The sequence below is a fragment of the Mycobacterium sp. E2699 genome (genome assembly GCF_001666745.1).
GTDB lineage: Bacteria > Actinomycetota > Actinomycetes > Mycobacteriales > Mycobacteriaceae > Mycobacterium.
In genome coordinates, this window is record NZ_LZJH01000025.1 from 1 (window position 1) to 12,427 (window position 12,427).

General features: G+C 68.8%; 10 protein-coding genes. 6 read left to right on the forward strand and 4 right to left on the reverse strand.

The features are described 5' to 3' along the window. On the forward strand, positions 1-103 hold a 103-nt coding region (locus A5696_RS28170; RefSeq protein WP_231964203.1), incomplete at its 5' end, for a hypothetical protein. A gap of 85 nt (positions 104-188) precedes the next feature. On the opposite strand, the gene A5696_RS01775 is transcribed toward A5696_RS28170, so the two are convergent. Next, the gene (locus tag A5696_RS01775; protein ID WP_067872461.1) at positions 189-1,184 is read right to left on the reverse strand and encodes a GGDEF domain-containing protein; all 996 of its coding nucleotides are present in this window, start codon (positions 1,182-1,184) and stop codon (positions 189-191) included. A gap of 299 nt (positions 1,185-1,483) precedes the next feature. Here A5696_RS01775 and A5696_RS01780 point away from each other — a divergent pair, with 299 nt between their 5' ends. Beyond that, positions 1,484-2,974, forward strand: coding sequence for an FAD-dependent monooxygenase (locus A5696_RS01780; RefSeq protein WP_067872464.1), 1,491 nt, complete (start codon positions 1,484-1,486; stop codon positions 2,972-2,974). 23 nt (positions 2,975-2,997) lie between these two features. Here the strand turns inward: A5696_RS01780 and A5696_RS01785 are convergent, their stop codons facing one another. After that, the gene (locus A5696_RS01785) at positions 2,998-3,336 is read right to left on the reverse strand and encodes a DUF3253 domain-containing protein (protein ID WP_156738215.1); all 339 of its coding nucleotides are present in this window, start codon (positions 3,334-3,336) and stop codon (positions 2,998-3,000) included. Positions 3,337-3,501: 165 nt separating this feature from the next. On the opposite strand from A5696_RS01785, the gene A5696_RS01790 reads away from it, so the two are divergent. Further along, the gene (locus A5696_RS01790; RefSeq protein ID WP_067872468.1) at positions 3,502-4,332 is read left to right on the forward strand and encodes an LLM class F420-dependent oxidoreductase; all 831 of its coding nucleotides are present in this window, start codon (positions 3,502-3,504) and stop codon (positions 4,330-4,332) included. Positions 4,333-4,345: 13 nt separating this feature from the next. Here A5696_RS01790 and A5696_RS01795 read toward each other — a convergent pair whose 3' ends face one another. Continuing rightward, on the reverse strand, positions 4,346-4,528 hold the full coding sequence (locus A5696_RS01795; protein ID WP_067872471.1) for a hypothetical protein: 183 nt from the start codon (positions 4,526-4,528) through the stop codon (positions 4,346-4,348). Between the two features lie 129 nt (positions 4,529-4,657). Here A5696_RS01795 and zwf point away from each other — a divergent pair, with 129 nt between their 5' ends. After that, on the forward strand, positions 4,658-6,157 hold the full coding sequence (zwf, locus tag A5696_RS01800; protein ID WP_067872474.1) for a glucose-6-phosphate dehydrogenase: 1,500 nt from the start codon (positions 4,658-4,660) through the stop codon (positions 6,155-6,157). On the opposite strand, the gene A5696_RS01805 is transcribed toward zwf, so the two are convergent. Then, on the reverse strand, positions 6,154-7,386 hold the full coding sequence (locus tag A5696_RS01805) for a triacylglycerol lipase (protein ID WP_067872868.1): 1,233 nt from the start codon (positions 7,384-7,386) through the stop codon (positions 6,154-6,156). The two genes, zwf and A5696_RS01805, sit on opposite strands and share 4 nt — an antisense overlap. A gap of 61 nt (positions 7,387-7,447) precedes the next feature. On the opposite strand from A5696_RS01805, the gene hrpA reads away from it, so the two are divergent. Further along, positions 7,448-11,347, forward strand: coding sequence for an ATP-dependent RNA helicase HrpA (gene hrpA / locus A5696_RS01810; protein ID WP_067872476.1), 3,900 nt, complete (start codon positions 7,448-7,450; stop codon positions 11,345-11,347). Positions 11,348-11,543: 196 nt separating this feature from the next. Then, positions 11,544-12,368, forward strand: a complete 825-nt coding sequence (locus tag A5696_RS01815; RefSeq protein ID WP_067872481.1) for a PE family protein — start codon at positions 11,544-11,546, stop codon at positions 12,366-12,368. The last annotated feature ends 59 nt before the right edge of the window (positions 12,369-12,427 follow it).

Consider the following 12,427-nt stretch of genomic DNA (forward strand, 5'->3'; position numbering starts at 1 on the left):
GCCCCCACCCACCGTGGCGCCCTACCCCGGACCCACCGGCGAACGCGCCGACTGGTGGTGGTACGACCCCTTCCAACCCCAACCACCACCATCCACCAACTAGATTCGCGAACGGCACCACATCAAAGCCCAAACAGATTGCGGCACAACCAAACTCGCTCGCACTACCGTTTCGAGCCGAGTCGGCTCTACAGTGCGCGGCGCAGATCGGGATCCCGGGCCTCCGGAGATCTCTTCTGCTTGGCGGCGTAGAGACGGTCGTCCGCGACCGCGTACAGCTGGGCGACGTCGGCGCTTTCACCCGGCGCCGATGCCGCGCCGACGCTGGTGCCGGGTGTGTGCAGCCGCACCCCGGCGACGAACCGCTCGGCCGCCGTCGGCGCCCGGCCCGCGCGCTCCGCGATGCACACGGCGAATTCGTCGCCGCCGAGCCTGGCCAGAACGGCGTTGGCCGGAGCCACTTTTCGCCACACGCTGGCGCGGCTGACCAAGTGCTCGTCCCCGGCGACGTGTCCGTCGGTGTCGTTGATCCTTTTGAAGTTGTCGATGTCGAGCGCGATGACGGTGACGGTGGCCGCCGACGAACGGGCTCGCGCCAGCAGGTCGGTGGTGGCGATCTCCCAGCCGGCCCGGTTCAGCAGGCCGGTGAGCGGATCGGTGCAAGCGGCGGCGACCAGACTGCGCGTCACCAACCCGAAGGACTCGGCGGCCCCGACGATCGCGACCACGAAGATGACGTAGTCGAGATAAAACCTGGCCGTATGCGAGACCGCCAAGCCGACAATCGACGCCACGGCCAGCACGCCGACCAGAAGCGTCCCCCGGCGTGGCGAGTAGAAGGCGCGCAGGTACATCGCCAGGAACATCGGCGCGATCAGGCAGGCGAATTCGGCGGTGATCGCGATGTGGAAAGCCATCACGATCGGCGTCGCCGCGATCGCGGCGGCCGTCGCCGGCGCGGGTTTGTCGGGCCGGACGCCCAGCCACCCCAGCGCCGCCGCCCCGAGGGCGATCGCCACGATGCCCCCGGCCGGACTGCCGTACGTCAGGCCCCGGTGGATCGGGAAAAGCGAGAACAAGACGCCGTATGCGTAGAGAAAAGTGGTGGCGCTCAGGTAGATCCGGAGCAGCCGGACCTGGTGTTTGCCGTAAAAGCCGCTTCCCGAATCGGCGCGCAGCCGCAATTGCTGTCGGCCAGTGACCCGACGGCCGAAAGGGCCTGCGAGGCGAAGACCCATCCCGTCTCTCTCTGATCAGCTGCGGCTATGCGGAGGCGCTGCCAATTGTTTCATCGCCGATATGGGAGCGCGCCCCCGATTATCTGAACCGTAATGGATGGGTCGAGCGATGTCCGCAAAAGGAGGGGACGGTTTTAATCCGTCCCACTTCAACATATTACGCACCCGGGGGCTTGCGGCAAGACCGGGGTCATGCCGCAAAATCGCTGGTCGAAGCGGAATCGGAGCGAATCGGGGGTTGCGAAATGAGTGCGTTGTCAGCGGTGGAGGAAAGCCACGCGGTGGTGATTGCCGGGGGAGGCCCGACCGGGTTGATGTTGGCCGGCGAGTTGGCGCTGGCGGGGGTCGACGCCGCCATTGTCGAACGCCGCGCGAGCCAGGAGTTGATCGGCGCGCGGGCGGGCGGATTGCATTCGCGCACCATCGAGGTCCTCGATCAGCGCGGGATCGCCGACCGGTTCCTCGCCGAGGGTCAGGTGGCGCAGGTCGCGGGGTACGCCCAGATTCGATTGGACATCAGCGACTTTCCCACCCGGCACCCCTACGGGCTCGCGCTCTGGCAGACCCACATCGAGCGGATCCTGGCCGGTTGGGTCGACGAGCTTACGGTGCCGATCTATCGCGGATGCGAGGTGACCTCCGTCGCCCAGGACGACACCGGCGTCGACGTGGCGCTGTCCGACGGCCGGTTCCTGCGCGCCCGGTACGTAGTCGGGTGCGACGGCGGACGCAGCGCGGTCCGTAAGGCCGTCGGCATCGACTTCCCGGGATGGGATCCGACGACGAGCTACCTGCTCGCCGAGGTCGAGATGGCGGGCGACGGCGAGCCGGAATGGGGCATCCGGCACGACGGCCTCGGCGTCCATTCGCTCAGCAGGCCGGAGGACGGGGGGCCGGTGCGGGTCATGGTGACCGAGCGGACGGTGGGCGGCACCGGCGATCCGACCCTCCGCGAGCTGAGCGAGGCGCTCGTCGCCGTATACGGGACCGACTACGGGATACACAGCCCCACTTGGATCTCGCGGTTCACCGACGCGGCGCGGCAGGCGGCGGCATATCGCGCGGGGCGGGTCCTGGTGGCCGGCGACGCCGCCCACGTGCATCACCCGATAGGCGGGCAGGGCCTCAACACCGGTGTACAGGATGCGGTGAATCTTGGGTGGAAGCTGGGCCAGGTGGTCAAGGGAACCTCGCCCGACGGGTTGCTCGACAGCTACCACGCCGAACGGCACCCGGTCGGGGCTCGCGTGCTGCGCAACGCGATGGCGCAGATGAGCCTCCTCCGTCCCGACGAGCGCCTGACGGCGTTGCGCGACAGCATGTCCGAGCTCCTCGGCATGGACGAGCCGCGGCGGCGATTCGGTGCGATGATGTCGGGCCTGGACATCCACTACGACCTGGGCGAGGGGCACCCACTGCTGGGGCGCCGCATGCCCGACCTGGAGGTGGTCACCCCCGACGGCGCGACGCGGGTGTTCACCCTGCTGCGCGACGCGCGACCCGTGCTGCTCAATCTCGGCGAGCAGGCTTGCGATCTCGGCGCCCGCGAGGGTCGGGTCAAATCGGTTGACGCCAAATACCTTGGGGCCTGGGATCTCCCGGCGCTGGGCACGGTGACCGCGCCAACCGCCGTGCTGATCCGGCCCGACGGATACGTCGCCTGGGTGGGGGAGCGGACCCAGGTCGGACTTGCCGACGCCCTCACGACGTGGGTCGGGCCGCCAGCCGCCGCCTAGCGGACATGCCGGCGCCGGCCCGGTCAGCGCGGAGTCCGGATGCGGACGGGTCCGTGCCAGTTGCCGTCGGGATCCAGCACTTTCCCGCGCTGTGTGATCTCCAACTGACCAGATCTCGCCAGCTCCCGCGCGACCTCTCGGGTGTCGGCCATCAATTCGCGCCATCCCTGACCCCCGACGGCCCGCGCGGCATCCGACGGGCAGGTGCTGCTGCCCGGTCCGCGATGGTGAGCCAACGCGCGCAGCGCACATTTCAGTCGTTGCCTCAGCGGCCCGTCGCCCAGAGCGATCGCGGCATCATCGGCGCCCGGACCGCCATCACCCACGACCCGGCTCAACTCGGCGCGCAGGGGCTGATCCACGGTTCTACGATCCCTCAGCGTCGGGCCGCTGAAAAACCGCGGAGCTCATCGACCAGCGTGGACACCTCACGCCGGCGGGAAGGAACTGCGCATTCGCTCAGTTTTTAGTGCAAGCGCCCGGCCCGACGGCCAAGATCGGCGTCGACACCAGGACGAGAGGCAAAGATGACCGACTCAGCCAGCGACACCAGGCCCCACCACGTGCGGATCGGCGTCCAGTTGTGGCCCGGGGGGACGCCGGACTACCGCACCTGGCGGCAGGCGGTGCTGGACGCCGAAGAGCTCGGCGCCGACGCCATCTTCGGCTACGACCACTTTCACAAGCCCTTCGTCGACATCGTCGGCGGTGTCCCGCAGCTGCACGATGAACAGCCGGAGGTCAACAACTTCGAAGGGTGGACGGCGCTGGCTTCCTGGGGCGAGATCACCACGCGCGCCGAGATCGGTCTGCTCGTCACCGGCATGCCGTACCGCAACCCCGACCTCGTCGCGGACATGGCCCGCACGGTCGACCACATCAGCGGGGGCCGGCTGATCCTCGGCCTCGGGGCGGGCTGGTATTGGAAGGACTTCACGGTCTACGGCTACGACTACGGCAGCGTGCGGTCGAGGATGGACCAATTCGACGAAGGCCTCGCGCGCATCGAACATCGGCTCGCTCACCTGACGCCGGGCCCGGTGCGACGCATCCCGATCCTCATCGGCGGCGGTGGGGAGCGGCGGACGATTCCGACCGCGGCGCGCCACGCCGACATCTGGCACAGCTTCGAACCCATCGACGAATTCCGTCGCAAGAACGAACTGCTCAAACGCCTCGCGGCGGAGGCCGGGCGCGATGAGGCCGCGATCGAACGGGGGATGGGCTGGACCGACGCGAAGACCGCCGACTCCTTCGTCGACGAGGGCGTCACCCTGTTCACCACCGAGATCCACCCGGATGGCGACGGCTACGACTTCTCCGAGCTGGAGAGGATGCTCGCCTGGCGCGGTCGATGAGCCGACGGGCAGGCTAGTCCGGCGGCTCCTCCATCGAGCCGCGGGTGGGGGCGTGTTCCCGCTCGCTGGGCTTGCCGGCAACATCTTCCGCTTCCCGCTCGTTGGCGACCTTCTCGCCGAGTTCGTCGACGATGTCCTCCAGGTGCTGAGCGTGACTCACTGGGTCTCTGTCGGGGTCTGTCATGTCGCTTTCCATTGACGTTCACGGTCGGGCCACGGTACCCGTCGCTATTCCATACCCCGACGCGCGATTCGTAACCTCATCCGGAATTACCGACGCGACGCAGGGCTGCACACACGGCGCGACGATGGAAGTATCGCAAGGGTGGCTACCAAGAAACCGCAAACGATCTCGTACCCGGCGCCGGAAAAACGCCCGCGCCGCCACGACGCCGAACCGCTCGATCCCCACGTCATCGTCCTGTTCGGCGCGACGGGGGATCTGGCCAAGCGCAAGCTGATCCCCGGCCTGGCCTACCTGGACCAGTCCGAGCTTGCCCCGGATATCCAAATCGTCGCGACGTCGCTCGAGGACCTCACCGACGACGAGTTCCGTGAGCTGGCCAAGAACGCGATCGACTCGTTCGGCGCGCACAAGCTCACGCCCGAGCAGTGGGACAACTTCGCGAAAATCATCACTTACGTTCCGCAAAGTGCCGGACCCGATTCGCTGGCCGACGCGGTAGCCGAGGCCGAAAACAAACTGGACCGCAACGTCAAGCGGTTGCACTATCTTTCGGTCCCCCCGAAAGCCGCGCGCGCCGTCATCACCATGCTGCGCGACGCGAAGCTCGTCGAGCGCTCCCGGGTGGTCATGGAAAAACCGTTCGGCACGGACCTGGCCAGCGCCGTCGCGCTCAACGACTTCGTGCACGAAACATTCGACGAATCACAGATTTTCCGCATCGACCACTTCCTGGGCAAAGAGGCCGCCCAGAACATCCTGGCGTTCCGCTTCGCCAACGGGCTCTTCGAGCCGATCTGGAACCGCAACTTCATCGACCACATTCAGATCGACATCCCCGAGGCCCTCGGGCTGGATCAGCGGGCGAACTTCTACGAAGAAACCGGCGCCTATAAGGACATGGTGGTGACCCACCTCTTCCAGGTGATGGCGTTCGTGGTGATGGAGCCGCCGACCGCGCTCGAGCCGTTCGCCATCAGCGAGGAAAAGAACAAGGTGTTCCGGTCGATGCTCCCCATCAAGCCCACCGAGGTGGTGCGCGGCCAGTACAGCGGCTACCGCGACGAGAACGGGGTGGCGAAGGACTCCGACACCGAGACGTTCATCGCGCTCAAGGTCGGCATCGACAACTGGCGCTGGGCGGGCGTGCCGATCTATCTGCGCACCGGCAAGAAGATGGCCGAGGGCATCCGCATCATCTCGATCGCCTTCAAAGAGGCTCCGCGGACGATGTTTCCGCCGGGGTCGGGCGTGGGGACCCAAGGCCCGGACCATCTCACGTTCGACCTCGCCGACAACTCGAAGGTCTCGCTGTCCTTCTACGGCAAGCGGCCCGGTCCCGGCATGAAGCTGGACAAGCTGTCCATGCAGTTCTCCTCGCAGGAGATCGACACCGTCGTCGATGTGCTGGAGGCCTACGAGCGGCTCATCCTCGACGCGATGCGCGGCGACCACACGCTGTTCAACACCGCCGAGGGCATCGAATCATTGTGGGAGCGTTCGGAGGATCTGCTCAACGACCCGCCCGCCGCCAAGGTGTATCAGCCCGGCACGTGGGGTCCCAACGCGATTCACCAGTTGATCGCGCCCAACGCCTGGCGGTTGCCGTTCGAGCGGGAATGGCGGGAAAACAAGAGCTAGCCAATGGACTTCCTGGGCGGCTGACTCAGCCAGTCGCGCAGTTTCGCGTAGATCTCGGCGTGGTTGAGCAGGTCGAAGTGGTGCAGGCCGGTAAGCGTGAGCCCGTGGTCCGGCTCGAACGGAATCTGGCGGGACTTGCCGTTCCCGGATGCGCTGTTGTGGCGCACCAGCCGGTCGCCGAGAACGGCCCCGACCGCCCCCGGGGCGGCGGTGGTGGCGACGAAATGGTGGGCGGCGCCGGGCAGGAACGGGACCTCGTTGCACCGGTCGCGCAGGAACTCGTCCGGGTCGCAGTCGGTCCAGTCCTCGTCGAGCAGGGCGCCATACCGCAGGTCCTTGGTGCCCGAACTGCGTGCGTTGAGGAAGGCCGCCAGGCCCGCGGTTTCGGGCAGCCGGGCCAGCGCCCAGGACGCGGCGTTGACGCCCTTCTCCAGGTCGGCGCCCAGGTGCGGGGAACCGAGGCAGACGACGTGGCGGACGGCGTCGGGCCAGCCGTGCCGGTGGTGCGTTCCGTAGTGGCACGCGCTGCGCGCCACCAGGCCGCCCATCGAGTGACCGACCAGCGCGATCTCCTCGACCGGGACCGGCCACAGCGCCCGCAGCCGCTCGATCACGGCGGCCAGGGATTTCCCGTTGTCGGAGATGTGCAGGCCGGTGTTGTAGCGCAGGTAGACCGGAGTGAACCCGAGGTCGCCGCGCAGCCTGGCGCCGTACGGCGTCACCTCCTCGCCGTCGCGCGGCCGCCGCCACCACGACCGTTCGGTCATGCACCAGCCGTGCACGAACACCGCGATCCGGCCGGTGGGCTCCGGGAACGCCGCCGCGATCTCGTCGGCCTCCAGCGCGACGGGCTTGCCGCGCCGGCGCACCCCCATGGTGAGCGCGAAGCCGTTCCCGCGGTCGGTCAGCTCATCGCCGTAGATCCCGTTGAGCGCGGCGATGAAACCGGCGACCCTCGGGTCCGCCTCGACGGTTTCGTCGTCGTCGCCGCGCGCCTCGGCGGCCAGTTCACCGGCACCGCGCAACGCGGCCCGCAGCGCACGGTCGACGGCGTAGTAGGTGGCCGCGGCGGTCGTGTCGTGAACGACCTGTACGGGTTTCGACACCGGGCCGATGGAGTGGAAGACCCGGCGCGCGATGCCGTCGTGCGTGTCGCGCACCAGGCTCGTGAGCACCCGGGTGCCTTCGCCGGCGAGGTCGGCGAGTGACCGGATTTCCTGTCGCTGCATGAGCTCCTCCTCCCTGCTCCCACCCAGGGTTCCCACTCCTTACGCCGATTAGCCACCTATCCTGGCCGGAGTGTCCGTCGGAGATCTGCGCCATCGCCTCGACGGCCTGACCACCCGCGACGCGGCACGCCTCGGGCGGCGCCTGAAGCACCTCCGCGACGCCCCACCGGAAAAGCTTCGACAACTCGCCGGCCAGATCGCGGAGGCGGAGGCGCTCGTCGCCGCCCGGCACGCCGCCGTCCCGGCTGTCAGCTATCCCGACCTGCCGGTCAGCGCGCGGCGAGACGACATCGCCGCGGCGATCAGCGGGCACCAGGTCATCGTGGTCGCGGGCGAGACCGGGTCGGGCAAGACCACCCAGCTCCCCAAGATCTGCCTCGAAGCGGGCCGCGGCGTCCGCGGAACGATCGGGCACACCCAGCCCCGGCGGCTGGCCGCCCGCACCGTCGCCCAGCGCATCGCCGACGAACTGCAGACCCCGCTCGGCGAGGCCGTCGGCTACACCGTCCGGTTCACCGACCGGGTCAGCGACCGCACCCTGATCAAACTGATGACCGACGGCATCCTGCTCGCCGAGATCCAGCGCGACCGCCGCCTGCTGCGCTACGACACCCTGATCCTCGACGAGGCCCACGAGCGCAGCCTGAACATCGACTTCCTGCTGGGCTACCTGCGCGAGCTGTTACCGCACCGGCCGGACTTGAAGGTGATCGTCACCTCGGCGACCATCGAGCCGCAACGGTTCGCGGCACACTTCGGCCGGGCGCCGATCGTCGAGGTGTCCGGGCGGACGTATCCGGTGGAGATCCGGTACCGGCCGCTGGAAGTCCCGGTGTCGTCGGACGTCACGGATGACCCCGACGACCCCGACGACGAGATCGTCCGGACCGAGATCCGCGACGAGATCGAGGCGATCGTCGACGCGATCCATGAGCTGGAGGCCGAGCCACCGGGGGACATCCTGGTGTTCCTGTCCGGCGAGCGCGAAATCCGCGACACCGCAGAGGCTTTGGGCGGGTTGAAGCACACCGAGGTGCTTCCGCTGTACGCTCGGCTGCCCACCGCCGAGCAGCAGAAGGTGTTCGCGCCGCACACCGGGCGGCGCGTCGTGCTGGCGACCAACGTGGCCGAGACCTCGCTGACCGTGCCGGGGATCCGCTACGTCGTCGACCCGGGCAATGCCCGGATCTCGCGGTACAGCCGCCGGTTGAAGGTGCAACGGTTGCCCATCGAGCCGATCTCGCAGGCCTCGGCGGCGCAGCGGGCCGGACGCTCGGGCCGGACCGCGCCAGGCGTGTGCATCCGCCTGTACTCCGAGGAGGACTTCGCCGGCCGACCGCGCTACACCGACCCCGAGATCCTGCGGACCAACCTCGCCGCGGTGATCCTGCAGATGGCGGCGCTGCGGCTCGGCGATATCGAGGATTTCCCGTTCCTCGACCCGCCGGACCGGCGCAGCGTTCGCGACGGCGTTCAGCTGCTGCAGGAGCTCGGGGCGTTCGACGCGGGCGGCGCGATCACCGACCTCGGCCGCCGCCTGGCGCGGCTGCCCGTCGACCCGCGGCTGGGCCGGATGATCCTGCAGGCCGACGCCGAGGGCTGCGTGCGCGAGATGCTGGTGCTGGCCGCGGCGCTGACGATCCCCGACCCGCGGGAGCGGCCCACCGACCGGGAGGAGGCCGCCCGCCAGAAGCATGCCCGCTTCGCCGACGACGCGTCCGACTTCGTTTCCTACCTCAACCTCTGGGCCTACCTGCGCGAGCAGCGAGCCACATTGTCGCGCAACGCTTTTCGGCGGATGTGCCGCGACGAGTTCCTGCACTACCTGCGCATCCGCGAGTGGCAGGACCTGGTCGGGCAGCTGCGCAGCATCGCCCGCGATCTGGGCATTGTTGAATCTGACGAGCCGGCCGACGCGGCGAGCGTGCACGCGGCGCTGCTCGCCGGCTTGCTGTCACACGTCGGCATGCGCCGCGAGGACGGGCGCGAGTACCAGGGCGCGCGCAATTCGCGATTCGTCCTGGCGCCCGGCTCGGTGCTCGCCAAACGGCCGCCGCGCTGGGTCGTGGTGGCCGAACTGGTGGAGACCAGCCGTCTGTATGGGCGCACGGCCGCGCGCATTCAGCCCGAGCTGGTGGAGCGCGTGGCCGGTGACCTGGTGCAGCGCACCTACAGCGAACCGCACTGGGACGCACGCCGCGGGGAGGTGATGGCTTTCGAGCGGGTGACGCTGTACGGCCTGCCGCTGGTCGCGCGCCGTCGCGTCGGGTACGCGCGCGTCGAGCCCGCGGTCGCGCGGGAGCTGTTCATCCGGCACGCGCTGGTCGAGGGCGACTGGCAGACCCGCCATCACTTCTTCCGCGACAACGCGCGGCTGCGGGCCGAGCTCGAGGAACTGGAGGAGCGGGCACGCCGCCGCGACCTGCTCGTCGGCGACGACGAGGTGTACGCGCTCTACGACGCGCGCATCCCGGCCGAGGTTGTCTCGGCGCGGCACTTCGACACGTGGTGGAAAAAGCAGCGGCACAAGACACCTGACCTGCTGACGTTCAGCCGCGACGACCTGCTGCGCGCCGGGGAGACCGCCGACGCCGACCGACCCGACAGCTGGCAGTCGGGCGACGTCGCGCTGCCATTGACCTACCGGTTTGAGCCCAGCGCCGCCGACGACGGTGTCACCGTCCATATTCCGATGGACGTGCTGGCGCGATTGGGTGGCGACGAGTTCGCCTGGCAGGTGCCGGCGCTGCGCGAGGACCTGATCACCGCGCTCATCCGCTCGCTGCCAAAAGACCTGCGGCGCAACTTCGTTCCCGCCCCGGACGCCGCCCGCGCGGTGCTGGCCGGGATCGACCCGAGCAGCGAGCCGCTGCTGCCGGCGTTGCAGCGCGAGTTGCGCCGTCGCAGCGGTGTTTTCGTACCGATCGACGCCTTCGATCTGGACAAGCTGCCCGCGCACCTGCGGGTGACGTTTGCGGTCGAGTCCGCGGACGGCGTCGAGGTCGCCCGCGGCAAGGACCTGCAGGATCTGCAGGAGCGGCTGGCCGCGCCCGCCCGGCACGCCGTCGTGCGCGCGGTCGCCGGCCGGCTGGAACGACAGGGGTTGCGCGGCTGGCCCGACGACCTGGACGAACTGCCGCGCTCCGTCGAGCGCACCGTCGAGGGCCGCATCGTGCGCGGCTTTCCCGCGTTCGTCGACGCCGGCGCGGCGGTGGACCTGCGCGTGTTCGCCACGTCGGTCGAGCAGGACGAGGCGATGGGGCCCGGCACACGACGCCTGCTGCGGCTGAGCGTGGCGTCGCCCGTCAAACCGGTGGAGCGCCAACTGGATCCGAGGACGCGCCTGGCGCTCGGTTCGAACCCGGACGGCTCCCTGTCCGCGTTGCTCGACGACTGCGCCGACGCCGCGGTTGACGCGCTAATGGCCCGGCCGGTGTGGACGCGCGACGAGTTCGGCGCGCTGCGCGATCGGGTGGCGGAGGCCCTGCTGCCGACGACCGTCGACGTAATGGGCCGCGTCGAAAAGGTGCTGTCGGCCTGGCACGAAGCGCAACTCGCATTGCCGGCGCAACCGCCACCGGCCCAGGCCGACGCGGTCGCCGACGTCCGGTCCCAGCTGCAGCGGCTGTTGCCGCCCGGTTTCGTCACCGCCACCGGACGCGCGCACCTCGCAGACCTCGCACGGTACCTGACGGCGATTCGCCGGCGCCTCGACCGGTTGCCGCACGGGATCGACGCCGACCGCGGGCGGATGCGGCGGGTGCGCGCGGTGCAGGACGCCTACGACGAACTCGTGCGCGCGCTGCCGCCCGCACGTGCGGCAGCCGCCGATGTCCGCGACATCGGCGGGCAGATCGAGGAGCTGCGGGTGAGCCTGTGGGCCCAGCAGCTCGGCACCCCGCGGCCGGTCAGCGAGCAGCGTATCTACCGCGCGATCGACTCCCTACACGACCGGCAGTGATCGGTTGTCGCAAAACTCCCGCCCCAGTGGCCGAAAAAGCAGGTCGCAGCAAACTTCTAGTATTGCCACGTTTACCATTAACCCGAGAACGATTGATAGCGATTCGGCCCGGTAATCCATCCCCGACTGTTACGATTCGCCGATCGCCAAATGTCGAGGCGTTTCGTGAGCGGACTGTTCGAGGGAGGGCGGAATCATGTCATTGCTGAGCATCGCGCCGGACGCCGTATCGGCGGCCAGTGGCAACTTGGAGAACCTGGGATCCGCGCTGCGCAGCGCCACCAGCATGGCGGCGGGTCAAACAACCGCAATAGCCGCGCCGGCCGCCGATGAAGTCTCGTCGGCCATCACGGCGCTTTTAGGTGTCCACGGTCAAGAATTCCAGGCCATCAGCGCCAAGGCGGCGGTCTTTCACGACGAGTTTGTGAAGCTCTTGAGCGGCGGCGCCGCGCAATACCTGAGTACCGAAGTCGCCAATGCCGAGCAAACGTTGGTGAATGCGTTGAATACGCCAGCGGAGGCGCTGCTGGGCCACCCGTTGATCGGCCCCGGCCAGCCGAGCGGGGGTGCGGCCGCCGCCGTCGCGGCGCAAACGATCACCCAGAGCTTCGGTCCGTTCCAGTTCGCGATAAGCGCGACCCCGGGAGGCGTAAGTGAGCTCGTCACGCTGAACGGTCCGTTGGGACAGCTGGGGTCGTTGTCGCTGAACGGCATCCCGTCCTTTCCCGCGACCGGCGGCGTCGGGTTGGCGGTGAACGGTACCGGCACCGCTAATACCGCACTCGGTCCCGTCACATGGTTCTCGGCCACCGGGAGCGAGTTCATCTCACCCAACGGCGTGTTCGGGGCATCCCTCGGTGGACTCACGCCGATTGGTTACGCGGCACTGTCGGTGAACGGAGCGTTGCCGGGCGGAATAACCGGAGGGTCGTTGACCACCTTGGGTTTGGAGTTCTTCTTCCAGGGGACGCAGTTCGGCGTCATTCCGCTGTTCGGGAACCTGCCGCCGCTGATTTTCTAGCCGGGCCTCCGCCCGCCGGCACTCCGGCTGGGCCGCGCCCGCTGGCACCGCATAACCTT

Bases quoted from the DNA above. Each gene is read 5' to 3' on its own strand.
- A5696_RS01780 (WP_067872464.1), top strand. From the start codon at position 1,484: ATGAGTGCGTTGTCAGCGGTGGAGGAAAGCCACGCGGTGGTGATTGCC.
- A5696_RS01790 (WP_067872468.1), top strand. From the start codon at position 3,502: ATGACCGACTCAGCCAGCGACACCAGGCCCCACCACGTGCGGATCGGC.
- A5696_RS01795 (WP_067872471.1), bottom strand. From the start codon at position 4,528: ATGGAAAGCGACATGACAGACCCCGACAGAGACCCAGTGAGTCACGCT.
- A5696_RS01805 (WP_067872868.1), bottom strand. From the start codon at position 7,386: ATGCAGCGACAGGAAATCCGGTCACTCGCCGACCTCGCCGGCGAAGGC.
- A5696_RS01815 (WP_067872481.1), top strand. From the start codon at position 11,544: ATGTCATTGCTGAGCATCGCGCCGGACGCCGTATCGGCGGCCAGTGGC.